Source organism: Sphingomonas sp. R647 (assembly GCF_020177055.1).
Classification (GTDB): domain Bacteria; phylum Pseudomonadota; class Alphaproteobacteria; order Sphingomonadales; family Sphingomonadaceae; genus Sphingomonas.
Genome location: NZ_JAIQXT010000002.1, coordinates 345,564 through 369,577, shown reverse-complemented (window position 1 = coordinate 369,577; position 24,014 = coordinate 345,564). Strand labels below are relative to the sequence as shown.

Genomic DNA, 24,014 nt, shown 5'->3' with positions numbered 1-24,014 from the left:
ATCGGCGCTCCGGCTTTTCGCGACGGGCGCAATACGGACTGTTCTTGGGTTATGTGGTCGCGGTCGGCGGTGCGCTGATCGCGGTCGCCTTGCTGTTGCTGTCGACCCTCAATCCGCCCGCCTATGCGGTGGTGCGCGGCGCATTCTCCGAACTGGTCACGCCGATCGCCTCTGGCGCGGACGGGATGCGCCGGGGCCTCTCGGGAATTCCGTCCGGGATCGGCAGCTTCTGGGGCGTGCGTGAGGAAAATGCGCGGCTAAAGGCCGAGCTCGAAGCGAACAAGACGCTGATCGAGCATGCCCGCGTCGTCACCCGCGACAACCGCCGCCTGCGCGCGCTGGTGAAGTTGCGCGACCGCGTTGCCGACCCGGTGGTGGCAGCGCGCATCGTCTATGCCAGCGGCTCCAGCACCCGGCGCTTCGCGACCCTGAACGCCGGCAGCTGGCAGGGCGTCCGCGCAGGCCAGCCCGTGCGTGGTCCCGACGGGCTGATCGGCCGCGTGGTCGAAGTGAGCCCCAACACTGCGCGCATCTTGCTCGTGCTCGATCCCGAAAGTGTCGTACCCGTCCGGCGCATTCGCGACGGTCTGCCCGCGATCGCCGCCGGGCGTGGCGACGGGCAGATCGAAATCCGCTCGGCCGGTGAAGCGCAGGTGCTGTTCGAACCCGGCGACACCTTCGTCACCTCGGGCACTGGCGGCCTGTTCCCGCCGAATATCGCGGTCGCAGTGGCGCTCGAACGCGGGCGCGACACCATCAAGGCGAGGGCGACCGCCAGCCCCGACATGCTCGACTATGCATTGGTTCAGCGCGCCTTTTTCCCCGAAGCGTCCGATGTGCGCGCACGGGAAGCAGCCCCCCGGTGACCGGCACTCCCTTCGCGGGCCTTGGCCAGCCCACCCTGTCATCGCGTGCGCGCTGGCTGGCCCCGCTATCGATCGTCATCGGCTCGTTGATCACCCTGATCCCGCTCAAGGCGACCGTGCCGCTGCTGCCGCCGTTCGGGCTGATGATGCTGCTCGCGTGGAGGCTCCACCGCCCCGATCTGCTCAAGCCGTGGGCGCCGCTGCTGCTCGGCTTTGTCGACGACATGGTCAGCGGCCAGCCGCTCGGCAACGCGATGTTCTTCTGGACCGTGTCGTTTATCGCCATCGATGTGCTAGACACGCGGATCGTGTGGCGTGACTTTCTTCAGGACTGGCTGCTGGCTGCGGGCGCAATCGGCTTTTGCCTGATCGGCGGGCGGCTGGTCGCGACGCGGCTCGACGCGCATGTCGATACGGTGCTGCTGATCCAGATCCTGATCTCGATCGCGCTGTTCCCTGTCCTGGCGCGCCTCGTATCGCGTCTCGATCGCCGAAAGAAATGGCAATGAGCGGCCCGGTGCGCATGATTTCCGACGCGCAGCAGAGCTACAGCTTCTCGCGCCGCGCCATGCTGCTTGGCGGTATTCAGGCGACCCTGGGACTGGTGCTGGCCGGGCGCATGACCTGGCTGTCGGTCTATGAGAATGACAAGTACAAGCTGCTGTCGGAGAGCAACCGGGTCAATCTGACGCTGACGCCCCCGCGCCGCGGCTGGATCGTCGACCGGCGCGGCGTGCCGATCGCCAACAATCGCACCGATTTCCGCGTCGATATCATCCCCGACCGGCTCGAGAACAAGGAAACGGTGCTGGCGACACTGCGCGATATTCTCGCACTCACCCCCGAAGACGTCGCGCAGATCCAGGAGGATCTGAAGGGCGCCGCCGGATTCAGGCCCGTGCAGGTCGCCGAAAATCTCGATTACGAGCGCTACGCCGCGGTCAATGTCCGACTTCCCGACCTGCCCGGCGTAGCCCCCGCGCGCGGCTTTGCCCGCAACTACCCGGCGGGCGCCGCTATCGGTCATCTCATCGGTTATGTCGGCACCGCGACCTCGGAGCAGTTCAAGGAAACCAAGGATCCCCTGCTCCTCACCCCGGGCTTCAAGATCGGCAAGGACGGTCTCGAAAAGACGCTTGAGGGTCGCCTGCGCGGCACGCCCGGTGCCAAGCGCTCCGAAGTGACCGCGCGCGGGAAGCTTGTGCGCGAACTTGCGACAAGGCCTGACGAACCGGGACAGAATGTTCGCCTCACGATCGATGCCGGGCTTCAGGAGTTTACCGCGCGCCGCCTGGGCAACGAATCCGGATCGGTGACGGTGATTGATATCACCAACGGCGACATCCTCGCGATGGTATCGATGCCGTCCTACGATCCCAATGCGTTTTCGGACGGGATCAGCCGCACCGAGTGGAAGATGCTGTCGGAAGACGACCATCTCCCGCTGATGAACAAGACGCTTCAGGGGCTATATCCCCCCGGCTCGACGTTCAAACCCGCAACCGCGCTCGCGATTCTGGGCGCGGGGGTGGACCCAAAGCGCGTTGTCTATTGCAACGGCGGCTATCAGCTCGGCAATCGCCGGTTCGGCTGTCTCGGCCGGCACGGGCCAATGACGATGCACACCGCGATCGCGCGCAGCTGCAACACCTATTTCTACACGATCGGGCGGGAGATCGGGATCGATCCGATCGCCGCTTCTGCGCGCAAGCTGGGCTTTGGGGCGGAGTTCGACCTACCCCTGCCCTCGCAACGTTATGGCACGATGCCGGATACAGCGTGGAAGAGGCGCCGATACAAACAGGAATGGACCCAGGCAGATACGCTCAATGCCGCGATCGGACAGGGTTACGTGCTGGTCAGCCCGTTCCAGCTCGCTGTCGCGACCGCGCGTATCGCATCCAGCCGGGCGCTGCTCCCCTCGCTCATCATCGATACGCCCAAGCCGCCGCTGCGCCTCGATTTTCCCGAAGAGCATCTCGCCATTGTCCGCGCCGGTATGGATGAAGTGGTGAACGGTGCCGGCACCGCCGGCGCATCCCGGCTCCCGCTGGACGGCATCCGCATGGGCGGCAAGACCGGCACCGCGCAGGTTCGCCGCATCATGGACCGCAACCGCGGTCAGGGTGGCGAATGGAAGTATCGCGACCACGGCCTGTTCATCTGCTTCGCGCCCGTCGACAACCCCCGCTACGCCGCTTCGGTCGTGATCGAACATGGCATGGGCGGGTCGCGCGCTGCAGCTCCAGTGGCGAAGGACGTGCTGACCTGGCTGTTCGACCGGCAAAAGGCGATCGACGCGCTTGCCGTGCTCGAAGCCGGCTGGGGCGGCGACATCCGTACGCGCATGGCAGCGAAGGAAACGGCATTCCGCACCGCGCAGGGACTTCCTCAGCGCGAAGCAAAGACGCCGGTGCCGGTCGCCACCCCCGGCCCGTCGCCAGCCCCGACCGCAACACCGACAGCCTCGCCGGCTGCCGCTCTGGCACCCGCCCCCACCGCCAGCCCGACCCCGACACCAGAGGCCCCGGAATGAGCACGATCGGATCCGGCTTCGTCCCCGCCCCTGTGCTGCGGCTGCCCTGGGGGGCGCTCCTGCTGGTTGCCGGGATCGGCCTGTTCGGCACGGCGATGCTCTATTCCGCAGCCGGGGGCAGCCTGACGCCCTGGGCGCTCAGTCATGGCATGCGCTTCTGCGTCTTTCTCGCCATCGCCCTCGCGATGTCGCGTATCCCGGTCGACTGGTATCGCCATCTCGCCTTTCCGGTCTACGGCGTCTGCATCGTCCTGATCATCCTGACCGAACTGATCGGCCATGTCGCGGGCGGCGCGCAGAGCTGGCTGGACCTCGGTTTCATGCGGCTTCAGCCATCGGAGCTGACCAAGCTGGCCCTCGTCCTCGCGCTCGCCCGGTTCTACGAGATGCTTCCAGCGGGTGAGACGCGCAAGTTCGGCGCAATCTGGCCCGCCGTCGTCATCACGATGATTCCAGCCGGACTGGTGCTGATTCAGCCGGACCTCGGCACTGCGATGATGATCATCGCCGGGGGGGCCGCGATGATGTTCCTGGCCGGCGTCCCGCTGCGCCTGTTCATCGCAGGCGGCATGGCGGCGGCGGTCGCGATCCCGCTGATGATCAACTATGGCATGCAGGAATATCAGCAAAAGCGCGTGCTGATCTTCCTCAACCCCGAAGAGGATCCGCTGGGCGCCGGCTATCACATCACCCAGTCGAAGATCGCGATCGGATCGGGCGGGCTGTTCGGCAAGGGCTTTGGCAACGGTACCCAAGTCCATCTGAACTATCTGCCCGAAGGCCATACCGACTTTGTCTTTGCGCTGGTCGCGGAGGAATTGGGGCTGGTCGGCGGCGTTGCGCTGATCGCCGCATTTGTCGGCTTGTGCCTATGGGCGATAGGGGTGTCCACGCGCGCGAACAGCAAGTTCGAGCGACTGGCGGCCGCGGCGATCGCGGCGATGATCTTCTTCTACGTCGCGATCAATCTGCTGATGGTGATGGGCATGGCGCCAGTGACCGGAATCCCGCTCCCGCTGGTCAGCCATGGCGGCTCATCGATGATGACGGTGATGTTCGCGATCGGCATCCTGTTCGCGATCGACCGCCAAAATCGGCACCAGGCGAACACCGCGCGTTGGTAACGCGCATTTTTGGCAAAAAGCCTGTTGCATTCCGCAAAAGCCCCCGCTATCCGCGCCACTCCCGAACGCGGCAAGCGGCTTTCCAGCCTCTTCCCTCCGCCCGGAACGGACGCATAGCTCAGTTGGTAGAGCAGCTGACTCTTAATCAGCGGGTCCTTGGTTCGAGCCCAAGTGCGTCCACCATTCCTTCTTGCCGTTGATCTGATCGCTCACCGCCTTTGCGGCACGGCCAGCGATTGCTGCTGATGCAGCACGCGCCCCTTTATGCAGCCTTGCGCGTCGGCCGCCTGTCCGTGAACCAAAGCGGCCGCCCGGGCGTTCGCTCAGCGCAAGGAGACACAAGATGCCCGTCGAGCCCCCGATCCCCGCCCAGCCGTCCGTCCCCCCGCCCGAGGCACCTCCGCCGCCCCAGCCCGGCCAACCCGCGACCGCGCCGCCCGAATTCACGCCTCCCCCGCCAGATATCGACATCCCGGCCCCGCAGCCTGGAACCGAACCGCCCTCGACGCCGGTCCAGCCAGTGGCATAAGCGCGCATAGAAGGTGGGCCGTTTGCGGTCAGCATAGGCGCTTGCCGCAAACGCACCCACCTCCGCGTTGCCCCTAACGTCATGATAATAGGATGTTGACCCTCGCGCGTTCGCAGGGTTAGCGTCCTGTCAGGGCAAGGGGGAAGCGAAGATGGGTGTAAGCGGGGTGATTGCCGCTGCATTGGCGGTGGTCGGTGTTCAAGATGGCACCGATCCAACTCCCCAACTTCAAGAATCATGCGAGCTCCATGTGTGGCCGGGGTCAAAGCTCGGATCGGTCTATAGTGGCTGGGTTCGCGGCGGGATCGTCAACGGCGCTGTTACCGGACGCGACGGCTATCCCCGAACGCCTGCCGACGCGATCAACACGGGCGAACAGGCGGAACTGCTGAAAGCCGCCGAGCTGCAAACGCTGTTGAAGCTCGATACCTATCGAGTGGTGATGCACGCAGAGGCGCTACCCAGCAGCGTCATACGGCGGTCGCCTGCGCGGATCGCGGCGTCGCCTGCTCCCTGTTACGCCGAGCTGATCGTCGATGATGTCATGATTCAGCATGACGCGTTCATTTCCGGCAAGTTCCTCAAGGTTCTGTTCCGATATCGCGAGTTCGGACGCGACGCCGCACCGACCCGCACCTTTGGAACCTGGGTGCAGACCCGACTGGTGAAGTTCCCACCAACCCTGCCCGAGCAAGAGGAAGACGCGCTCGCCGAAGTCAGGCGAGCCTTCTCAAAGAACATCACTGCCTTCGCCGCTGCGTTACGGTCGCCGGCAAAAAAGCACTGATCGACCGGATATGACGTTCTGGCCGGCATTTGCCGCTGGTGCGACGCTGCTCGCATCAACCCAGGCCCTTGCAGAAACCCGTGACGAAGCGATGTGCGAACTGCATGTCTGGCCCGCATCTGCGATGACCAGCGTCCGCCAACGCGCATCCGAATCGAACAGGATGGCTGGGGTCATCCCGGAAATGATCCGGCAAACCCAAAAACAGATCGCGGAGATTGCCGACGCGCAGGCAGCGACTCGACTTGCCGAATCCGCTGCACCGGACCCCCTCTCGACCGCGCGTCAGACCGAAGTCCTCAATGCGCTTCCGCGTGCCGAACTGTTTGGCGGGTCCAGCTATCGCATCGTGGTTCATGGCGAACCGCTTGAAAGCCGGGTGATCCGATCCGTCAAAACGCGTTATTCCGGGTCGACCGCGCCCTGCTATGCCGAGCTTGTCCTGGTCGATGTTGTCTATTCGCGCGAATATACACGGGGGCGCAATCTCAAGACGCTGTTCCGCTATCGTCAGTTCGATGAGGCAGCCGCGCCGCATTATAGCTTCGGGACGTGGACCCAGACCAAACTCGAGCTCTTCTCGCTCGACCCGCTTCGGTCGGACGATCCCGCGCTCAACGAACTTGCTTCGGCGCTGCGAAGCAATGTTGTCCAGTTCTTCCAGTATCTGGAGCGCGGACAACAACCCACAGCGACCACCAAAGGGAAGAGTGAATAGGATGAAAACATTCATCAGCCGCGTCGCACTTGCAGCCTTCGGCGCTGCGCTATTCGGGTCGACGGGAGCCATGGCGCAGGAAGCCGCGCCGTGCGAACTCCATATCTGGCCTGCAGAGCGCATGAATTCGGTAACGACGGGCCTGCTTGGCGGCGGGCTGCTCGATGCGGCAATCCACAGCGGGCGGGATGCCAGCAACAAGGCGAGCCTGGCCAGTGCGCTCGACAGCCCGTCGCAGCTCGATGCACTCGAGTCCTTGAACCTCCACGAGCTGCTCCAGCTCAAGCCCGGCACCGTGCTCGTCAAGCACGAGACCCCACTTGAGCGAAAGACGATGAACAAGATCAAGACGCGGCGTTCGGACTCGACCGCAGCCTGCTACAGCGAGCTGATCGTAGCGGATGTCTTCTACCAGAAGGCGATGATTTATGGTCGTTCGCTGAACACGCTCTTCATGTTCCGCGAGTTCGATCCGGCCCAGAAGATCGCATTCCAGTACAAGGCGTGGGGCGGCAACGGCCTCAAGCTGTTCCCGCCCAAGGAGGGGGAAGATGCGATCGGCGCGCTCGATGAGCTGGTCACGGTCTTCCAGAAGAACTTCGAAGAATATGCGGCGAATGCCCGCAAGGCGATCGCGGCCCGCCCCAAGCCGAAGGCCAAGGGCTAAAGCGGCCCGCGTGCGGCGCGACTGATCCTGCCGATCACCCGGAGCATCTCGCCACATGGCGCGTTGTTTCGGGTGAGAGGAAAATGCCATGACCGACCGTAGCCCCGATCCGCACCCCGACAGTCCGCCTCACGCCGACCACGACCAGCGCAGCGACATTGAGCGCGCCGTTGACGGCACCAACCGCGATATCGAAAATATCAGCGATCCCACCCCGCCAGACGGCGTGGATGGTGCGGTTGGCGGGACCGGCGGCGTCGTCAAGAATCAGGACGATACCGCGCAGTAACGCGGCACAACGCTGCCCGCGATCGAACGCTCAGCGCCCCACCGCGCCCCCGCGCGCCGGGGTGGCGGACTTTACGTCAATCGGCTTGCCCCGTGCATATTCCAGCACGCCGGGCACCGGGCCGAGCCGATTGATCCCGCCATTGTTCAGATCAACGAAGCTGCCGACCGCGACATAGTCTGCTGGCGCCACCGGGATCGCCGCCAATGCCGCCGGCAGCGCTCCGTCACGCCGATCCGGGCGCACCGTGCCGCCGATCAAAAACCAGGGCGTGTCGCTGCTCGGTCCAAAGCCGGTTTCGTCCTTCAGCTCGGGGACTTTCGAACGGAACTTTGCGGTATCGAAGAACATCGTGCCGAGGTCGCTGACCACCCCAGCCTTTGCCTTGAACCCGACGGTACCGAGACACCAGCACACTGCCAGACCCTGCGGCCCCGTTCCCCACGACGTGCCATACAGCACATAGTCGCCCGGCACGGCCTCGATCAGATACAGGTTGTCGGGCGCACCCTTGGCCAGCGGGAAATTATGGCGGATGCCCGCCAGATTGGCGACCGCAGGGTAGAAATAGGGGAATGTGTCGAGTGTCGGCTCCGGCGGCACCGGGCCGGTTGGCTTGCGCCCCTGACTTTCCTGCTCCGCGCGGCGGCGCAGCGCCTTTTCCCGCTCTTCGATCAGCTTCGGACGCGCCTCCTCGAACGCCTTGGCCTTTGCGGCGCGATAGTCGTCAAGCTCTGTCGAAGTCGGTTTGCGCAGGAAGATCGGCTCGAAGGACGGGACGCCCTTGGGCCGGTGAATTCGGAACAGCAGGTACGCGCGATCCTGCCGGATCGTGACCGGCTGTCCTTCGCTGATCTCGACCAGCATCGGAGTGGGCGCCTCGGGCGATTGCATGACCGCTGGCGTTGTGGCGGACAGCAGAGCGAGCAAGGCCGACAACATCAGCGATCCTCCGGCAGCGGTTCGCCATCGGGCGTCGGTCCCGATGCCGCCTTCGCCTGCATCGCGATCGACGCTGGCGAGAAATTGTCGGTCAGCACCTCCCAGCGGCGCTCCTGCAGCGGGTAGCGCTGGTATCCGCGCGGCTCCATGCAGCGGCGCAGCCGGGACTGATGCGCGCGGCGCACCAGCGGCCCGGCAATGATCTCACCGATCACCGCACCGACGATGCCATAGGGTTGAATGACCGAGGGTTGGACCGTCGCGACGCTGGCCGCCTCTTCCCATGGCACGAAGCGTGGGACCGACGCGGTGGCATTGGGCGCGGGCATGTACCGATAGCAATCAGCGATGTCGGCATAGGCCTCGGCATAGCTGGTGTCGGCGCGCCAGAAGTAGAAATACTTCCATCCGTTGGACACGACCGCCGGGTCGCGGCCACCCGACAGATCCGGGATCGTCACGGTCGCGGGATCCGGCGGACCCGCTGCCGTTTGCGCGCCTGCCGAGGGCACCATCGCAACCAGCGCCAGCGCCGCGCATGCAATCCTGAGATCCATTCGCCCCTCCCCTTGCGGGATGGATATCGCGCGCACCGATTGCGCGCAATGCGAAGGATCAGCCCGCCAGCGCCTTCTTGAGCAGGTCGTTGACGACGCCCGGATTTGCCTTGCCGCCCATTGCCTTCATCGTCTGGCCGACGAAGAAGCCGAACAGCGCTTCCTTGCCGCCGCGATACTGTTCCAGCTGGCCGGGGTTCTTGGCCAGCACCTCGGCGATCACCGCCTCGATCGCGCCGGTGTCGCTGGTCTGCTTGAGCCCGCGCTCCTCGACGATCTTGCCCGCGCTGTCGCCGGTTTCGAGCATGATCTCGAACACCTGCTTGGCGAGGCTGCCCGAGATGGTGTCGTCCGCGACCAGGCCCAGCAGCTCCGCAGCCTGCGCAGCGCTGACCGGCGAGTCCTCGATGCTTTTGCCCATTTTATTGAGCGCGCCGAAAAGCTCCGACGCCACCCAGTTCGACGCCGCCGCGCCCTTTGCGCCCGCGTCGAGCAGCGCGTCGAAATAGCGCGCAGTCTCAACCTCGGCGGTCAGCACGCCTGCATTATACGGCGTCACGCCCGCCGCGACGTAGCGCGCACGCTTGGCGTCGGGCAGTTCCGGCAGCGACGCGCGGCATGCATCCAGAAACGCATCGTCCAGCTCGAGCGGAAGCAGGTCGGGATCCGGGAAGTAGCGATAGTCATGCGCATCTTCCTTCGACCGCATCGACCGCGTCTCGCCGCGATCGGGGTCGAACAGGCGCGTTTCCTGCACGATCGTGCCGCCGCTCTCCAGCACCTCGATCTGGCGCTTCGCCTCGATCTCCACCGTCTGCATGACGAAGCGGACCGAGTTGACGTTCTTGGTCTCGGTGCGCGTGCCGAACTCGGCGCCGGGCTTGCGCACGCTGACGTTGACGTCGGCGCGCATCGACCCCTGATCCATATTGCCGTCGCACGACCCGACATAGCGCAGGATCGAGCGCAGCTTGGCGAGATACGCTCCCGCCTCAGCGGGCGAGCGCATATCGGGCTTCGACACGATTTCCATCAGCGCGACGCCGCTGCGGTTCAGGTCGACATAGGACAGGCGCGGATGCTGGTCGTGCATCAGCTTGCCGGCATCCTGCTCGACATGGATGCGCTCGACGCCGATCGTCTTGGTCTCGCCGTCGATATCGATCTCGACCTCGCCCTCACCCACAATCGGGTGATAGAGCTGGCTGATCTGATAGCCCTGCGGCAGATCGGCGTAGAAGTAGTTCTTGCGGTCGAAGCGCGACCATTTGTTGATCTGCGCGTCGATCGCCATGCCGGTGCGCACCGCCTGACGGATGCACTCCATGTTCGGCACCGGCAGCATGCCCGGCATCGCCGCGTCGACAAGGCTGACCTGCGTATTCGGCTCCGCCCCGAACGCGGTCGCCGCGCCGGAGAACAGCTTGGCGTTGGACGTGACCTGCGCGTGGACCTCCAGGCCGATCACGACCTCCCACTCGCCTGTTTCACCTTTGATGCGGTATTCAGTCATAACACGTTCCCATCAGGGCTAACGCGGATCGAAGGGCTCTGCCTCTTGCTTTCCGCTTCCGCAATTTCGTCCTTGTAGCCCAGATACTTGAGATCAGATCGATCAAACGACCAGACCCGTTCGTCCTCGTACATCCAAACGCCGTAGCCCAAAATCGGGTCGCCCGGATTATCAAAGGCAAGTCCCGCAACATATCCGGTCTTGCCAGCAACCCGCTGATCCTTCTCCCTCTGTATGGATCGGATCACCTCGACGACATCGAAGAAGCCGAGCGGGTCTTTCACCACCACTGCTCCGGCCGCGCCGTGAACCCCGCCCGCTGCTCGATCGCGAGGCTCGCGTTGAGCACGCCCTGCTCGTCCAACGGCTTGCCGATGATCTGCAGGCCGAGCGGCAGCCCGTCCTTGTCCAGCCCGCCCGGCACCGACATCGCGGGGATGCCCGCCAGCGAGGACGGCACGGTGAACACGTCGTTCAAATACATCGCCAGCGGATCGGCCGACTTCTCGCCCAGCGCAAATGCGGCGCTCGGCGCGGTCGGGGTCAGCAGCAGGTCGCACTGCGTCCATGCCCGTTCGAAATCGCGCGCGATCAGCGTGCGGACCTTCTGCGCCTGGGTGTAATAGGCGTCGTAGAAGCCCGCCGAGAGCACATAGGTGCCGATCAGGATGCGGCGCTGCACTTCGGGGCCAAAGCCGGCGGCGCGGGTCGCGGCGTACATATCCTGCAACCCCGCCCCATCGGGCAGGTCGCGCAGGCCGTAGCGCACGCCGTCATAGCGCGCGAGGTTGGACGACGCCTCCGCCGGGGCGATGATGTAATAGGCGGGCAGCGCGTACTTCGTATGCGGCAGCGAGACCTCGACGATCTCCGCGCCCGCATCCTTCAGCCAGTCGATGCCCTGCTGCCACAGCGCCTCGATCTCGGACGGCATGCCATCGACGCGATATTCCCTGGGGATACCGACCTTCTTGCCGCGCAGATCGGCGCTCAGCCCCTGCTCCCACTTCGGCACGTCGAGCTTGAGCGAGGTCGCGTCCTTGGCGTCAAAGCCCGCCATCGCCTCCAGCATGATCGCACAGTCGCGCACGTCGCGCGCCATCGGCCCGGCCTGATCGAGCGAGGAGGCGAACGCCACCACCCCCCAGCGCGAGCAGCGGCCATAGGTCGGCTTGATGCCCGAAATGCCGGTGAACGCCGCAGGCTGGCGGATCGAGCCGCCGGTGTCGGTGCCCGTCGCCGCGGGCACGAGCCGCGCGCTGATCGCCGCCGAGCTGCCGCCCGACGAACCGCCGGGCGCGAGCGGGGCGTTGCCGCCGTCCTTGCGCCGCCACGGGCTGATCACATTGCCGAAATAGCTGGTCTCGTTCGACGACCCCATCGCGAACTGGTCGAGGTTCAGCTTGCCCAGCATCCCCGCGCCCGCGTCCCACAATTTCTGGGAGACGGTCGACTCGTAAACCGGCTTGAACCCCTCCAGCATATGGCTGGCGGCGGTGGTCTGCACGCCCTTGGTGCAGAACAGGTCCTTCATGCCGATCGGCACGCCGGCCAGGGGTTTCAGCGTTTCGCCAGCGGCACGCGCGGCGTCGGCCTCACGCGCGGCGGCGAGCGCATGGTCGGGCGTTTCGACGATGAAGGCGTTGAGCTGCTTTGCCGCGCTCACCTTGACGATGAACGCGTCGGCGACTTCGCGCGCCGAAAATTCGCCGGTGCGGATGCCGTCGCGCAGCGCGGCGACGCCGAGGTTGGTGACGTCGGTCATTATTCGATCACCTTGGGCACGGTGAAAAAGCCATGCTCGGCGAGCGGCGCATTGGCCAGCACCGCGTCGCGCATGTCGCCGTCGTTCACGACGTCATCGCGCAGGCGCAGCGTGTTGGGGATCACGGCGGTCATTGGCTCGACGGACGAAGTATCGACTTCGCCCAGCTGCTCGATCCAGCCGAGGATGTTGTTGAGCTCAGGCGCGAGCCGCTCGGCGTCGGCATCGCTGATCGCGATACGCGCAAGGCTCGCGACCTTCTTTACGGTGGCGGGTTCTACGGACATGGGGAGCGCCTAGCAGCGACGCCCCCGTTTCAGCAAGCGGGGTTATTCGAACGGATCGCCGACGGGTACGCCGCCGACAAAGACCTGACGGCGCTGGACGGGGCGCACTTCGATTTCGCCAGCGTCCAGCCCGGCAGTAACGCGCGCTTTCACCGCAGCATCAGTCGAAGCATTTTCCGTTTCAACCGGATCGGCCCATTTACCTCTGACCAGCGCGTAGCGCTCAACGCGGCCTGCGGAGAGCCCAATCGTGCCATCGCGACGCTTGAGCTGCGCATAGGTGAGCAGCACCGCCTCCTTGCCTCCCGGCAGAAATGTAAGTGTGCAGCGTTGTTCGCCACACTCCCAGCTTTCAGCGATCGCGTCGCGCAACTCCGGCGGCAGCGGCGTTCCCGCGGGCAGGATGCGAAGCGTCTTGTCGAGCGACTCTTCCCGAACCGCCTCTGTTCCATCCGGCGCGTCCCAGCGATATTTGGCGGTTGCCGCTTCGGTCGCCCCCTTGCGGATCGCCTCGTTCTTCGACGCCTTAAAGCGCTCCAATGCCTTTCGACCCGGCTCACCGAAGTCAAACGCCAAGGCGCGCCAGTCGAACTTGTCCGGTGACACCTCTCCCGACTCCAGCCGCGCAACCTGATCGCGGGTCGACATCGCGTTGAAGCTCACCAGCGGCGTCGCCAGCAACAGCGCGACGCCGCACACGATCATCGCGAGATAGAGATTGGCCGCCCGCACCCGCTGCGCCCAAGCCCGACGCCCGCGGATCACGCTGACGAGATAGGCGACCGCCACGACGCTCGCGATGATGACGAAGGTCAGGCCCCACAACCGCTCGGGCGTGAAGCCATATTGCCCGATGCGCAGCGCGGTCGAAAATTGGGCGATCACCACCAGCGGCAGGATCGCCACCGCCAGCACCAATGCCGCCCAGCGCAGCACGCGGTTACGTGGCGCATCATCCCCGCCATTCCCGATCACCGCATTGACCAGCAGCAACGCCCCGACCGAGCACGCCAGCAGGATCGGCGTGGTCGCCCGCGTCGCCTCCCACAAGGGCTGCAACCCGGTGAACGGCAACGCCAGCAGGAACAGCCCCAGCCCCACCGCCAGCACCGGCGCGAGCACCCCCAGCACCAGCATCGCAACATTCTGCAGCAACCCGACGATCCGCCGCTGTTCACGCAGCAGTGCGAGACCAAGCCCGAACGCCAGCCCGACCAGCGGGCGCCAGAACCATTCCTTTTGAAGCAGATCCTTCAGCAGCTCGATCCCGATCAGGTCGAACAACGCGGCGAGCAGGAAAGACAGCAGAATGACAACACCGACAAACGCCCAAGCAAGGCACCACAGCACCGCATTGGTCCAGGCGTGATCGTGCGCCAGAGGATAGGACAGCGGACGAAACCCGCCCTCGCGTCCCGCTTGAAACAGCGGCGCGGCAATCCCGATGGCGAGCGCGAGGCACACCAGCCGCCACCCCTCGGTCGCGCTCCACCCCGATGTCGCACCGTTGAAATAGAGAATCAGCGCCGCCACTGCGCCGCACCCGAGCGCGAACACCGCCGAGCGGATCAGATCGGTACGGATCACCACAAAACCGAACAGGATCGCCGACACACTGACAAAGCTCAGCAGCGCGAGTCGCAGCGCGCTCACCTCTGCCTGATACCCCGTGCCGATGATCCAATGCGCGATCAGCCCCGCCGCCAGCCCCAGCGCGGCGAGGATCGGCGGTAGCAGCGGCCAGCGTTCGTCCCGTTGTTCGACCGCGTCGCTCATCCCCCTGCCCCCTGCTATCGCTTGTCGAGCTTGCATCCTTCGCAACCATCGCGCAACGGAAAGCGATTGCCCGGCAGCTCTTCATGCTGCATTGCACAATGGAGAACGCTGAGTGACGCGTGAGTCCCTTGATCGTCTGAAGCGTCGATTTCTCTATCTGGTGGCGGTGTTGATCGTGCTCGCGCTTGCAGCGACCTTTGCGTACCGGATCTGGGGGGTGGAGCTGCTGCGGCAGGCCATGGTCCCCGGCGCGCGCTTCGAATCGCAGGCGGCGCTCCCGGCCGACAGCTATGCCCGCCCCGATATGTGGCTCGCGCGGCCCGACCGGCCGGGCAATCCGGCGCTGTGGACGCCCGCGGGGATCAAGCCGGCGGACAAGCCCGAGGCGGCAGTGTTTTTCATCCACCCCACCTCCTACCTCAACCGCGCGAAATGGAACGCGCCGCTGGATGACAAGGAGGCGAATGATCGCGCCAATCTGTTCCTGCGTGGCCAGGCGAGCGCGTTCAACGGCGCGGGTGCGATCTGGGCACCGCGCTATCGTCAGGCGACGTTCGGCGCGTTCCTGACGACCCAGGCGGATGCGCAACAGGCACTAGACCTCGCCTATCGCGACATCACCGGCGCCTTCGACCAGTTCCTCAAGGAAGCGGGCGACCGCCCGATCATCCTTGCCGGGCACAGCCAGGGCGCCCTGCACCTCACCCGCCTGGTGCGCGACCGCGTGGCGGGCAAGCCGCTCGCGCAGCGGATCGTCGCGGCATACGTAGTCGGCTGGCCGGTGTCGAAGACCGCCGACCTGCCCGCGCTCGGCCTCCCCGAATGCACCGCCGCCGACCAGAGCGGCTGCATCCTGTCGTGGCAGAGCTTTGCCGAGCCCGCCGATCCGTCGCTGATCCTCGACACCTTCGATGCGTCGACCGGCTTCACCGGCGCCCCGCGCAAGGGCACCGCGATGATCTGCACCAACCCGGTAACCGGAACCCCGGCACCCGACGCTGCGACAGCGACGGAGATCGGAAACCTCGTCCCCGCCTCCGACTTCTCGAGCGCGACGCTGGCGAAAAGCGCCACGACGCTGCGCTGCGACGGGCGTGGCTTCCTGATGCTCGGCACGATGCCCCAGGGCGTCGGCGGGCAATATGTCCTGCCGGGCAACAACTACCACGTCTTCGACTATTCGCTGTTCTGGGCGAATGTCCGCGCCGATGCCGAGCGGCGGCTGACCGCGCATCAGAAGGCCGGCACGCGCGGATGATCACCACCGACGCCGCTGCCTATCGCGCGGCTCTGCCCGAAGGCGGGCGCCTGCTCGGCCTCGATGTCGGGACCAAGACGATCGGCACCGCCCTGTGCGACGCCGGCTGGTCCTTCGCCAGCCCCGCGCATCTGATCAAACGCACCAAGTTCACCGCCGACAAGGCCGATCTGGTGACGCTGATCGGCCAGCAACAGGTCAAGGGACTGGTCATCGGCCTGCCCCTCAACCTCGACGGCAGCGACAGCCCGCGCACCCAGTCCACCCGCGCCTTCGCCCGCAACATGGCCGATCTCGGCCTGCCCATCTTCCTGTGGGACGAACGCTGGTCCACCGCCGCAGTCGAACGCCAGATGATCGCCGAAGACCTCTCGCGCGCCAAACGCGCCGAGCGGGTCGACAAGCTCGCGGCAAGCTACATCCTGCAAGGTGCGATCGACGCGCTCGCCGCGGGCTAGACTTGCCCTCCCCGCCTCGCTAACCGGCAGCTTTAATGCAACCGCCAATCGATCATCGCCCCGGCGCCCAGATTCAGGGGCGCGCCGTGTTTCCGCACGCGCACCTGACGGGCATTTCCGGGCTTCAGCCGCACGAAATCCTGTTCCTGCTCGACGAGGCAGAACAATGGATCGAGGCGAACCGCAACCGCGCGCCCAGCGACCATCGCCTCGACGGGCTGACCCAGATCAACGCGTTCTTCGAAAACTCGACCCGCACGCTGCTGAGCTTCGAAATCGCGGGCAAGCGGCTCGGCGCCGATGTCGTCAACATGCACGCCGCGCAGTCGAGCGTGAAGAAGGGCGAGACGCTGATCGACACGGCGATGACGCTCAACGCGATGCGCGCGGACGTGATCGTGATCCGCCACATGAGCTCGGGCGCGGTGCAGCTGATCGCCGACAAGGTCGATTGCCCCGTGCTCAACGCCGGCGACGGCAGCCATGAGCACCCCACGCAGGCGCTGCTCGACGCCCTCACCATCCGCCGCCGCCGGGGCAGCATCGCGCATCAGCGCGTGGTGATCTGTGGCGACATCCTCCACAGCCGTGTCGCGCGCTCGAACATCCTCGCCCTCACCGCGCTGGCGGCCGAGGTGCGCGTCGTCGCCCCCTCGACGCTGATGCCCGCCGCGATCGAGAAGATGCATGTCACCCCCTTCACCGATTTCGATGCGGCGCTGGAGGGGGCGGACGTGGTGATGATGTTGCGGCTTCAGAACGAACGCATGTCGGGGGCCTACATCCCCTCGACCCGCGAATATCACCTCAATTACGGCCTGACGCTGGAGCGGCTGAAGCGCGCCAAGCCCGATGCTTTGATCATGCACCCCGGCCCGATGAATCGCGGGGTCGAGATCGACTCGGTCGTCGCCGACCTGCCCGGTCGCTCGGCGATCACCGAGCAGGTCGAGATGGGAGTCGCGGTGCGCATGGCGTGCCTCGACGTGCTGACGCGTCGCGCGCGCGGCGTGGAGGGTTGGGCATGAACCGCATCTTCCGCAACGCCCGGCTGGTCTGCCCCGAAGGGGGTGAGCGCACGGGCGACCTGTTCGTCGCCGACGAGCGGATTGTCGACACGGCGCCCGAGGGGGCCGAGGTGATCGACTGCGGCGGCAAGCTGCTCGCCCCTGCCCTCACCGACCTCGGCGTGTTCGCGATGGACAAGGCGGCGTGCCGCGCGGGCGGGATCGCGCGCGTCGGCCTGATGCCCGACCAGTCGCCCGTGCTCGACGGCCCGGGCCTCGTCCAGCGTGCTGCCGACATGGGCAAGCCCGAACTCTGGGTCCACCCGATCGCCGCCGCCACGCGCGGGCTGGAGGGTGTGGACCTCGCCGAATATGCGACCAACGCCGATGCCGGTGCGCGCGCGGTCGGCACCGGACGCGGCTGGATCGCCGATAGTGGCGTGATGCGCCGCGTCCTCGCCTATGCGCGCGATTGTGGACTGGTCGTCATCGCACACGCGGAAGACAGCGGCCTGACGCGCAACGCGGTCGCAACCGAAGGGGAGACCGCGACCCGTCTCGGCCTACCCGCCGCCCCCGCCATGGCCGAGGCGCTGGCAGTCGCACGCGACCTGATGCTCGCCGAACAGACCGGCGCGGCAATCCACTTCCGCCAGCTGACCACCGCCGCCGCGTTCGCGCTTGTCCGCGCGGCCAAGGCGCGCGGCGTGCGCGTCACCTGCGGCGTCACTCCGGCGCATCTGCTGCTCTCGGACATCAACCTGTCCGACTTTCGCACCTTCGCGCGCCTCTCCCCGCCGCTGCGCGACGATAGCGACCGCTTGGCCGCACTCGCCGCGCTCGCTGACGGGACGATCGATGTGCTGTGCTCGGGCCACGACCCGCGCGGGCCGGAGGAAAAGCGCCTGCCCTTCGCCGATGCGACGCCGGGCATGGCGGGCGCGGCGACGCTGCTGACGCTCGGACTCGGACTGGTGCGCGAAGGGCATGTGACGCTCGACCGCCTGTTCGCGCTGGTTGCGCACAACCCGGCGCGGATCCTCGGCATCGACACCGGCACGCTCGCGCCCGGGATGCCCGCCGACCTGGTGCTGGTCGATCCCGACGCACCCTGGCAGATCGTCGCCGACCGCATGCCCGGCAAGGCCGGCAACACCCCGTTCGACGGTCTCCCGGTTCAGGGCAAGGTGCTACAGCTGTTTAAGGGCGGCAGCGAAGTCCGCTGAAACGAAAAGGGCCAGGAGTGACCCCGGCCCTTTGCTATTCCTGATTGGCGGCGTCAGCGCAGCCAGCTGGCCTTCCTGTCACCCGCAGCGGTGCGCACGAAGCACGTGCCGCCATCGCCACGCACTTCGCGGCACAGCGCATCGGCATCGGCACGCGCGAGCCCGCCGACCGACAGCCGCTGGAACGCGCCCGCCTTGGTCGACACGCTGGCGCTTGCCGGGGTCAGGCTCTTGAGCTGCGGCGTGCGGCGGACCAGGCGGCCCCATGCGTCGCGCGCGACGCCGACGCTGTCAAAGGCGCCGAGCTGGACATACCAGCTGCCCTTGGCGAAACGCTGAGTCGAGGGCACATCGACGCGAACCGGCTTGATCGCACCAGCGCGCATTACCGCCGCTTCGGTCCGAACGGCACGCGCGGGGATCGCCTGAACGATCTCCTGTCGCGGGCCAAAGACGATCTGCTGTCCGCTGGGCGCAGTGATCGACGGGCCCTGCGCGACATCGGTCGCAGCCACGTCCACCGCCGTCGCGGCGACCGCAGCCACCGCCTCGACCGGCGCGGGGCCGGGCATATAGGTCTCGACCGGATCGGCGACCCGCGTCGCCGCAACCGCACTCGTCATCGAATGGGCAAGCGCCAGCCGCTCGGGCTGGCCATTATCGGCGATCGGCGTGACGCCGAGCAGCGACGCAACCTGATCATAAGCATTCTGCGGACGCGCAAAGCTCGCCCACTGCATGATGCGGCCATCGACCTGATCGGGCGACAGGTCGAGCGCGGCAATCGCCCGCGCCTGCTGCCACTGCCCCGCCAGCGCAAGGCTGAGCGCGAGGTTCTGGCGCGTCTTGGCATCGGCACCCGGCTGGCGCGCAATTTCCATCAGCAGCCCGACCGCGCCGGCAGGATCACCCGCCAGCGCCATCGCCAGGCCACGATCGCTCGCCGGGATCGTCGCGCTATGCGTCGCCAGCGTCTGGCGCGCGACATCCCACTCGCCGGTCGCGATCTGCGCCAGCGCGAGGTTCAGCGCGGTGCGGCCATTGGCCGGATCCAGCGACAACGCCTCGTTCAGAGCCTGCGCCGCCGACACGAAGCGGCCCGCGAACAGATAGGTTTCACCCAGCAGCTTGCGATACTCGCCATTGCGCGGGTCGAGCGTCACCGCCGCCTCTGCATGCGTCACCGCCTTCTGCCCCTCACCCTTTTTCAGGGCCTTGGTGGCGGCGGCAGCTTCCTTGGCTGCGCGGCGGAGATCGGCGGTTTCGACACCGCCGCTGGCTACGGCAAGGCCGCCGATCAGCGTCGGGCCACCGACGATCGGTGCGCCCAGCACCAGTGCAGAGACCGATACGGTCAGGATACGGCGAAGGTTCATGGCTGCATTTCCCCCTAGATCAGCGAGCCTTGCCCGCGGGGAGCCGGTCAACCAGCGCCCCCAATTCGGGCAGCGTTTCAAGAAAAACGTCCAGCGCCTCGGTCACGAGCAGCTGGGCCGAACGGCCCGTGACTGCCGAGGCAAGGCGCAACTTCAAATGGCGTTCATGGTCGAGCCGCAGCGTGAAGGCGGCCTTGCCCTTGCGCGACGCGACCTCGCGCCCGATCCGGGCAGCGGTAGCGGTCGACACCGGGCGTACCGGCGCTTCTGCCTCGGGCTCGTGCGCAACGGGTGCGGCGACCGGCGCTGGAGCGGGCTGCGGCTCAGGCGCGAATTCTTCGACCAGTGTCTGGCGCTGCGCGAGCACCGGCGGCACCGGCTCGAACACCGGCGCGGGCGCAGGCATCTCGCTCCCCATGTCGTTCCAGCCGAGATCGTCGAGCGACGTGCCCGGATCGAGGCCGATAAACCCTTGCGGGCGCATCGCGGGGCGTGCCTGTCCCTTGCGGGCGAGCAGGCCCGAGGACAGCGACGCAGCGGGCTTGGCGGAACCGAACATCAGCTCACCACCCGGCGGCCAAAGCCACCCTGAGGGCGCCCGGCAAAGGCGGCATGCGGCGCCGCCGCAACGGCGGGCGCGCTGAATACGGTGCGGCGGAAGTTCTTCTCCAGCCGATCGTTGATATAGGCCCACAAAGCCGTCACCTCGGCAGCGGATTTGCCCTTGGGGTCCACCTCCATCACGGTGCGCCCGTCGATCATCGATGCGGCGAAATCGGTGCGGTGGTGCAGCGTCACTGGAGCGACCGTGCCATGCTGCGACAGCGCGACGGCGGCTTCACTGGTAATCTTGGCCTTGGGCGTCGCCGCGTTGACCACAAATATTAGCGGCTTGCCCGCGCGGTCGCACAGGTCGACCGTAGCACCGACGGCACGCAGATCGTGCGGCGACGGACGGGTCGGAATGACGATCAGTTCGGCGACCTGAATCACGCTCTGGATCGCCATGGTGATCGCGGGCGGGGTGTCGATCACCGCAAGGCGAAAGCCCTGCTGGCGCAATACCTCAAGGTCGGCGGCGAGCCGGGCGACGGTGGTCTGCGCGAAGGCGGGAAAATCCGTCTCGCGCTCATTCCACCAATCGGACAGCGACCCTTGCGGATCAATGTCGATCAGGACGACGGGGCCATGACCGGCCCGCTGCGCCTGCACCGCCAGGTGCCCGCTCAGCGTGGTCTTTCCCGATCCACCCTTTTGTGATGCCATCGCAAGTACGCGCATCTGCCCCTCGAAAATAACCCGGTTACCCAGCATTGGGGATGCCATCGGGAAGCTAAGAAGGTGTTAATACGGTAGTGGCCCCCGGGATTTGTCCCATGCCGGGCTTAACCAAAGCGCAAGCATTGCTTGGCCATCTTATGGTTAACTGGCATTATCCGTACGTGGGCGGGATCGGGAACTGACTGAATGAAGCAGGTGATCTGGACGGCGGCAATTGCCGGCGCACTTCTGGCCGCGCCGGCGGTTGCCGATGTGAAGGCGGGGGTCGAGGCGTGGCAGCGCGGTGACTATCGCGTCGCGGTTTCCGAATGGCGCGGCCCGGCGGTCGCGGGCGACGCCGACGCGCAATTTAACATGGGTCAGGCCTATAAATTCGGCCGTGGCGTTCCCGCCGATCTGGCGCAGGCCGAGGAATGGTATCGCAAGGCCGCGCTGCAAGGGCATCCCCAGGCCGAGGAAAATTACGGCCTTGCGCTGTTCGAAAACGGCAAACGGCTTCAGGCAATCGAGTGGCTGGAAAAAGCCGCGGGTCGCGGTGCGCCGCGCGCGCAATATGTGCTGGGCACGATGTTGTTCAACGGCGATGCGGTGACCAAGGACTGGGTCCGCGCCTACGCCCTGATCGTCCGCGCCGCAGCGCAGGGCCTGCCGCAGGCATCGGCGTCGCAGGCCCAGATGGACGGCTATATCTCGCTGCAGGACCGGCAAAAGGCGCTGGAACTCGCGCGCGTCTATGAACGCGATGCCGGTCGCCCAAGCGTCGCGGCGGTCCAGCCACCGCGCAGGACGCCGCAGCCCGGAGCAGTCGGGCGCACCGACCTGCCGCCATCGACGGCGTATCAGCCGCGCGACCCGATTCCAGCCCCCGCGCCGACGCAGAGCGCACAGACGCGCCCCGCCCCACCGATCGTGCGCCCCGCGCCCAAACCGACGTCCGCCCCGACCGCAACAGCGGCCATCCGCGACGGCGGGTGGAAGCTCCAACTCGGCGCGTTCGGCGAGGCCGGCAATGCGCAAAAGCTGTGGTCGCAGGTCGGCGGCCGCTTCCCGGGCCGCAAGGTCAGCTATGTGAAGGCCGGCCGCCTGACCAAAGTGCTGGTCGGCCCCTTCGCCTCCAGCGCCGAAGCGAGCGCCGCGTGCCGCGGGCTCAGCCCGTGCGTGCCGGTGCGGGAGTAGCAAATCTCAATTCCTCCCCTGAGACAAGCTCAGGGGAGGAATAATCACTCCACCCAATCCGCCCGCGCAATCCCTTGCGCGTAGAGCAACGCCGTCAAATCCCCATGGTCAATCCGCGCGCCCGCCGCAGCCGCAACGATCGGCTTGGCGTGATAGGCCATGCCCAGCCCCGCCTTGCGGATCATCGCGAGGTCATTAGCCCCATCACCGACCGCCATCGTCGCGCGCGCGTCCAGCCCCAGCTCCGCCATCGCGCCGAGCAGTGTCGTTTCCTTGGTCGTTGAATCCACGATCGGCTTGGTCACCGCGCCGGTCAGCGCATCGCCCTCGATCAGCAATTCATTGGCGATCACCCGGTCGAACCCGATCTGCGCGCCCACCGGCTCGGCGAACCGGGTAAAGCCACCCGACACCAGAATCGCGGTCGCGCCGCGCGCCTTCATCGTCTGCACCAGCGTCCGCGCGCCGGGCATCAGCCGCACCCGCTCGGCCAGACAGCGGTCGATCGCGTCCGCGCCCAGTCCCTTGAGCAACGCCACCCGTGCGTCCAGCGCCTCGGCAAAATCCAGTTCGCCGCGCATCGCCGCTTCGGTCACTTCGGCGATCTGCGCCTTGATCCCGGCATAATCGGCCAGCTCGTCGATGCATTCGACGGTGATCATCGTGGAGTCCATATCGGCGACGATCAGCGCCTTTTCGCGACCCTCGGCGGGCTGCACGACCACATCGACCCGATCGAACGCCCCCTCCAGCGCTGCACGCGCCGCATCGGGGTTCGCGTCGAAGAACAGGTCGCTCGCCTTGTCCTCCTCCAGCGTGTCCACGCCGCGCGGCCCGCACCCGGCATCACTCAGCTTGTCCAGCGCGGAGGAAATATCCCCCGCGTCGAGCCGATCCGCTGCTATCAGCGTCGCGATGAACATGCCGCACTCCTCCAGGCCAAGGGTCGCGCTCATTGCAGGACCGACCGCCAGCGGCAAGTCCGCTTTGGCGATCGCGCTCGCGCAGGCGACCGGCGGGACGGTGATCAACGCTGATTCGGCGCAGGTCTATGCCGAGCTGCGGGTGCTCAGCGCGCGTCCTTCGGCGGAGGAAGAGGCACAGGCCCCCCACCGCCTGTTCGGCCATGTCACCGGCACCGACGATTATTCCGCCGCGCGCTGGGCAGCCGAGGCCAAGGCGGAGATCGCAGCGGCGCAGGGGCGCGGCAGTCTCCCCATCCTCGTCGGCGGGACCGGCATGTATATTCGCACGTTGCTCGACGGCATCGCCCCGGTCCCCGGTATCGACCCCGCAATCCGTGCCGAGGTGCGCGCGCTACCGGTAGCCGAAGCCCACGCCCTGCTGAGCGAGCGCGATCCCGAAGCCGCCACCCGCCTCGCCCCTGCCGACACCACCCGCGTCGCCCGCGCGCTGGAGGTGGTCACCGTCACCGGCCGCACGCTTGCCGAGTGGCAACGCGTAAAGGTCGGCGGCATTGGGGACCAGATCGACCTCACGCCGCTGATCCTCCTGCCCGACCGCATTTGGCTCACCGAGCGTTGCGACCGCCGCCTTGCTGCGATGTTCGACGAAGGCGCGATCGATGAGGTCGCCGCCCTGCTCGCCCGCGATGACATTCCGCCCGAGGCCCCGGTACGCAAGGCGATCGGCGTGCCCGAGATCGCCGCGCTGCTCGCCGGCGAACTCGGGCGTGCCGAGGCACTTGAGCGCGCTCAGGCAGCAACCCGGCAATATGCCAAGCGGCAATATACCTGGCTGCGCCACCAGCCGCCACCTGACTGGCCACGCGCTGATGCGACAGATATTTCCAATCGAATGGCCAATTTCGCACGAATCGTATAAAGACAATGCTTGACACGCATCATTCATACGC

At 66.4% G+C, this 24,014-nt stretch carries 25 protein-coding genes and 1 tRNA gene; 15 read left to right on the top strand and 11 right to left on the bottom strand.

What is annotated here, in order from left to right; genetic code table 11:
- Positions 1 to 53: 53 nt before the first annotated feature.
- The 9 genes from mreC (at position 54) to K9B35_RS05640 (ending at position 7,516) form a co-directional block, all read left to right on the top strand.
- Complete coding sequence (gene mreC / locus K9B35_RS05680) at positions 54 to 866, top strand: rod shape-determining protein MreC (protein ID WP_224921112.1); 813 nt, start codon at positions 54 to 56, stop codon at positions 864 to 866.
- Entirely contained in the window at positions 863 to 1,375 is a 513-nt protein-coding gene (gene mreD / locus K9B35_RS05675; protein WP_224920837.1) for a rod shape-determining protein MreD, read from the top strand. Before mreC ends, mreD begins: the two co-directional genes overlap by 4 nt.
- The gene (mrdA, locus tag K9B35_RS05670) at positions 1,372 to 3,402 is read left to right on the top strand and encodes a penicillin-binding protein 2 (RefSeq protein ID WP_224920836.1); all 2,031 of its coding nucleotides are present in this window, start codon (positions 1,372 to 1,374) and stop codon (positions 3,400 to 3,402) included. Before mreD ends, mrdA begins: the two co-directional genes overlap by 4 nt.
- Complete coding sequence (gene rodA / locus K9B35_RS05665) at positions 3,399 to 4,526, top strand: rod shape-determining protein RodA (RefSeq protein WP_224920835.1); 1,128 nt, start codon at positions 3,399 to 3,401, stop codon at positions 4,524 to 4,526. The genes mrdA and rodA overlap by 4 nt, the downstream gene beginning before the upstream one ends.
- Before the next feature lie 107 nt (positions 4,527 to 4,633).
- Positions 4,634 to 4,709 (top strand) — tRNA-Lys (locus tag K9B35_RS05660).
- Positions 4,710 to 5,221: 512 nt separating this feature from the next.
- The gene (locus K9B35_RS05655) at positions 5,222 to 5,842 is read left to right on the top strand and encodes a hypothetical protein (RefSeq protein WP_224920834.1); all 621 of its coding nucleotides are present in this window, start codon (positions 5,222 to 5,224) and stop codon (positions 5,840 to 5,842) included.
- Between the two features lie 184 nt (positions 5,843 to 6,026).
- Positions 6,027 to 6,560: a hypothetical protein gene (locus K9B35_RS05650; protein WP_224920833.1), complete on the top strand. Its 534-nt coding sequence runs from the start codon at positions 6,027 to 6,029 to the stop codon at positions 6,558 to 6,560.
- A 1-nt stretch (position 6,561) separates the two neighbouring features.
- On the top strand, positions 6,562 to 7,227 hold the full coding sequence (locus K9B35_RS05645) for a hypothetical protein (protein ID WP_224920832.1): 666 nt from the start codon (positions 6,562 to 6,564) through the stop codon (positions 7,225 to 7,227).
- An 88-nt stretch (positions 7,228 to 7,315) separates the two neighbouring features.
- Positions 7,316 to 7,516 (top strand): hypothetical protein, encoded by a 201-nt coding sequence (locus K9B35_RS05640; protein ID WP_224920831.1) that lies wholly within the window; start codon positions 7,316 to 7,318, stop codon positions 7,514 to 7,516.
- A 30-nt stretch (positions 7,517 to 7,546) separates the two neighbouring features.
- Here K9B35_RS05640 and K9B35_RS05635 read toward each other — a convergent pair whose 3' ends face one another.
- The 7 genes from K9B35_RS05635 to K9B35_RS05605 are packed head-to-tail and all read right to left on the bottom strand — an operon-like array spanning position 7,547 to position 14,356.
- Positions 7,547 to 8,410: a hypothetical protein gene (locus K9B35_RS05635; RefSeq protein WP_224920830.1), complete on the bottom strand. Its 864-nt coding sequence runs from the start codon at positions 8,408 to 8,410 to the stop codon at positions 7,547 to 7,549.
- Between the two features lie 47 nt (positions 8,411 to 8,457).
- Positions 8,458 to 9,015 (bottom strand): hypothetical protein, encoded by a 558-nt coding sequence (locus K9B35_RS05630; RefSeq protein ID WP_224920829.1) that lies wholly within the window; start codon positions 9,013 to 9,015, stop codon positions 8,458 to 8,460.
- 58 nt (positions 9,016 to 9,073) lie between these two features.
- The gene (gene gatB, locus K9B35_RS05625) at positions 9,074 to 10,528 is read right to left on the bottom strand and encodes an Asp-tRNA(Asn)/Glu-tRNA(Gln) amidotransferase subunit GatB (RefSeq protein WP_224920828.1); all 1,455 of its coding nucleotides are present in this window, start codon (positions 10,526 to 10,528) and stop codon (positions 9,074 to 9,076) included.
- Positions 10,525 to 10,812: a hypothetical protein gene (locus K9B35_RS05620; RefSeq protein WP_224920827.1), complete on the bottom strand. Its 288-nt coding sequence runs from the start codon at positions 10,810 to 10,812 to the stop codon at positions 10,525 to 10,527. The genes gatB and K9B35_RS05620 overlap by 4 nt, the downstream gene beginning before the upstream one ends.
- Positions 10,809 to 12,293: an Asp-tRNA(Asn)/Glu-tRNA(Gln) amidotransferase subunit GatA gene (gene gatA, locus K9B35_RS05615; protein WP_224920826.1), complete on the bottom strand. Its 1,485-nt coding sequence runs from the start codon at positions 12,291 to 12,293 to the stop codon at positions 10,809 to 10,811. Before gatA ends, K9B35_RS05620 begins: the two co-directional genes overlap by 4 nt.
- Positions 12,293 to 12,580 carry an Asp-tRNA(Asn)/Glu-tRNA(Gln) amidotransferase subunit GatC gene (gene gatC / locus K9B35_RS05610; RefSeq protein ID WP_066660166.1) on the bottom strand — a complete coding sequence of 96 codons (288 nt, stop codon included), beginning with the start codon at positions 12,578 to 12,580 and terminating at the stop codon, positions 12,293 to 12,295. Before gatC ends, gatA begins: the two co-directional genes overlap by 1 nt.
- Before the next feature lie 42 nt (positions 12,581 to 12,622).
- Positions 12,623 to 14,356: a DUF4153 domain-containing protein gene (locus K9B35_RS05605; protein ID WP_224920825.1), complete on the bottom strand. Its 1,734-nt coding sequence runs from the start codon at positions 14,354 to 14,356 to the stop codon at positions 12,623 to 12,625.
- A gap of 136 nt (positions 14,357 to 14,492) precedes the next feature.
- Here K9B35_RS05605 and K9B35_RS05600 point away from each other — a divergent pair, with 136 nt between their 5' ends.
- Genes K9B35_RS05600 through K9B35_RS05585 form a run of 4 tightly spaced genes read left to right on the top strand, consistent with a single transcriptional unit; the run spans position 14,493 to position 18,305 of the window.
- Positions 14,493 to 15,614, top strand: a complete 1,122-nt coding sequence (locus K9B35_RS05600; protein ID WP_224921111.1) for a DUF3089 domain-containing protein — start codon at positions 14,493 to 14,495, stop codon at positions 15,612 to 15,614.
- Positions 15,611 to 16,072 carry a Holliday junction resolvase RuvX gene (gene ruvX, locus K9B35_RS05595; RefSeq protein WP_224920824.1) on the top strand — a complete coding sequence of 154 codons (462 nt, stop codon included), beginning with the start codon at positions 15,611 to 15,613 and terminating at the stop codon, positions 16,070 to 16,072. Before K9B35_RS05600 ends, ruvX begins: the two co-directional genes overlap by 4 nt.
- Positions 16,073 to 16,107: 35 nt before the next feature.
- Positions 16,108 to 17,100 (top strand): aspartate carbamoyltransferase catalytic subunit, encoded by a 993-nt coding sequence (locus tag K9B35_RS05590; RefSeq protein ID WP_224920823.1) that lies wholly within the window; start codon positions 16,108 to 16,110, stop codon positions 17,098 to 17,100.
- On the top strand, positions 17,097 to 18,305 hold the full coding sequence (locus K9B35_RS05585; RefSeq protein WP_224920822.1) for a dihydroorotase: 1,209 nt from the start codon (positions 17,097 to 17,099) through the stop codon (positions 18,303 to 18,305). Before K9B35_RS05590 ends, K9B35_RS05585 begins: the two co-directional genes overlap by 4 nt.
- Positions 18,306 to 18,358: 53 nt before the next feature.
- Here K9B35_RS05585 and K9B35_RS05580 read toward each other — a convergent pair whose 3' ends face one another.
- From K9B35_RS05580 to K9B35_RS05570, 3 genes are read right to left on the bottom strand one after another with little or no spacing between them, the layout of a single operon-like run.
- Positions 18,359 to 19,681: an SPOR domain-containing protein gene (locus K9B35_RS05580; protein ID WP_224920821.1), complete on the bottom strand. Its 1,323-nt coding sequence runs from the start codon at positions 19,679 to 19,681 to the stop codon at positions 18,359 to 18,361.
- Between the two features lie 19 nt (positions 19,682 to 19,700).
- Positions 19,701 to 20,240: a hypothetical protein gene (locus K9B35_RS05575; RefSeq protein ID WP_224920820.1), complete on the bottom strand. Its 540-nt coding sequence runs from the start codon at positions 20,238 to 20,240 to the stop codon at positions 19,701 to 19,703.
- Complete coding sequence (locus K9B35_RS05570) at positions 20,240 to 20,962, bottom strand: ParA family protein (RefSeq protein ID WP_224920819.1); 723 nt, start codon at positions 20,960 to 20,962, stop codon at positions 20,240 to 20,242. Before K9B35_RS05570 ends, K9B35_RS05575 begins: the two co-directional genes overlap by 1 nt.
- A gap of 186 nt (positions 20,963 to 21,148) precedes the next feature.
- On the opposite strand from K9B35_RS05570, the gene K9B35_RS05565 reads away from it, so the two are divergent.
- Positions 21,149 to 22,138 carry an SPOR domain-containing protein gene (locus K9B35_RS05565; RefSeq protein WP_224920818.1) on the top strand — a complete coding sequence of 330 codons (990 nt, stop codon included), beginning with the start codon at positions 21,149 to 21,151 and terminating at the stop codon, positions 22,136 to 22,138.
- Between the two features lie 44 nt (positions 22,139 to 22,182).
- On the opposite strand, the gene serB is transcribed toward K9B35_RS05565, so the two are convergent.
- Entirely contained in the window at positions 22,183 to 23,061 is an 879-nt protein-coding gene (serB, locus tag K9B35_RS05560) for a phosphoserine phosphatase SerB (protein ID WP_224921110.1), read from the bottom strand.
- Here serB and miaA point away from each other — a divergent pair.
- Complete coding sequence (gene miaA / locus K9B35_RS05555) at positions 23,054 to 23,983, top strand: tRNA (adenosine(37)-N6)-dimethylallyltransferase MiaA (protein ID WP_224920817.1); 930 nt, start codon at positions 23,054 to 23,056, stop codon at positions 23,981 to 23,983. The genes serB and miaA overlap by 8 nt on opposite strands.
- Positions 23,984 to 24,014 lie beyond the last annotated feature (31 nt).

What these genes read in the sequence shown, in the direction of transcription:
- mrdA (WP_224920836.1), top strand. Translation starts at nt 1,372, where the DNA reads ATGAGCGGCCCGGTGCGCATGATTTCCGACGCGCAGCAGAGCTACAGC.
- rodA (WP_224920835.1), top strand. Translation starts at nt 3,399, where the DNA reads ATGAGCACGATCGGATCCGGCTTCGTCCCCGCCCCTGTGCTGCGGCTG.
- K9B35_RS05650 (WP_224920833.1), top strand. Translation starts at nt 6,027, where the DNA reads ATGATCCGGCAAACCCAAAAACAGATCGCGGAGATTGCCGACGCGCAG.
- K9B35_RS05645 (WP_224920832.1), top strand. Translation starts at nt 6,562, where the DNA reads ATGAAAACATTCATCAGCCGCGTCGCACTTGCAGCCTTCGGCGCTGCG.
- K9B35_RS05640 (WP_224920831.1), top strand. Translation starts at nt 7,316, where the DNA reads ATGACCGACCGTAGCCCCGATCCGCACCCCGACAGTCCGCCTCACGCC.
- K9B35_RS05635 (WP_224920830.1), bottom strand. Translation starts at nt 8,410, where the DNA reads ATGCAATCGCCCGAGGCGCCCACTCCGATGCTGGTCGAGATCAGCGAA.
- K9B35_RS05630 (WP_224920829.1), bottom strand. Translation starts at nt 9,015, where the DNA reads ATGGATCTCAGGATTGCATGCGCGGCGCTGGCGCTGGTTGCGATGGTG.
- gatB (WP_224920828.1), bottom strand. Translation starts at nt 10,528, where the DNA reads ATGACTGAATACCGCATCAAAGGTGAAACAGGCGAGTGGGAGGTCGTG.
- gatA (WP_224920826.1), bottom strand. Translation starts at nt 12,293, where the DNA reads ATGACCGACGTCACCAACCTCGGCGTCGCCGCGCTGCGCGACGGCATC.
- gatC (WP_066660166.1), bottom strand. Translation starts at nt 12,580, where the DNA reads ATGTCCGTAGAACCCGCCACCGTAAAGAAGGTCGCGAGCCTTGCGCGT.
- K9B35_RS05605 (WP_224920825.1), bottom strand. Translation starts at nt 14,356, where the DNA reads ATGAGCGACGCGGTCGAACAACGGGACGAACGCTGGCCGCTGCTACCG.
- ruvX (WP_224920824.1), top strand. Translation starts at nt 15,611, where the DNA reads ATGATCACCACCGACGCCGCTGCCTATCGCGCGGCTCTGCCCGAAGGC.
- K9B35_RS05590 (WP_224920823.1), top strand. Translation starts at nt 16,108, where the DNA reads ATGCAACCGCCAATCGATCATCGCCCCGGCGCCCAGATTCAGGGGCGC.
- K9B35_RS05585 (WP_224920822.1), top strand. Translation starts at nt 17,097, where the DNA reads ATGAACCGCATCTTCCGCAACGCCCGGCTGGTCTGCCCCGAAGGGGGT.
- K9B35_RS05580 (WP_224920821.1), bottom strand. Translation starts at nt 19,681, where the DNA reads ATGAACCTTCGCCGTATCCTGACCGTATCGGTCTCTGCACTGGTGCTG.
- K9B35_RS05575 (WP_224920820.1), bottom strand. Translation starts at nt 20,240, where the DNA reads ATGTTCGGTTCCGCCAAGCCCGCTGCGTCGCTGTCCTCGGGCCTGCTC.
- K9B35_RS05570 (WP_224920819.1), bottom strand. Translation starts at nt 20,962, where the DNA reads ATGCGCGTACTTGCGATGGCATCACAAAAGGGTGGATCGGGAAAGACC.
- K9B35_RS05565 (WP_224920818.1), top strand. Translation starts at nt 21,149, where the DNA reads ATGAAGCAGGTGATCTGGACGGCGGCAATTGCCGGCGCACTTCTGGCC.
- miaA (WP_224920817.1), top strand. Translation starts at nt 23,054, where the DNA reads ATGAACATGCCGCACTCCTCCAGGCCAAGGGTCGCGCTCATTGCAGGA.
- serB (WP_224921110.1), bottom strand. Translation starts at nt 23,061, where the DNA reads ATGTTCATCGCGACGCTGATAGCAGCGGATCGGCTCGACGCGGGGGAT.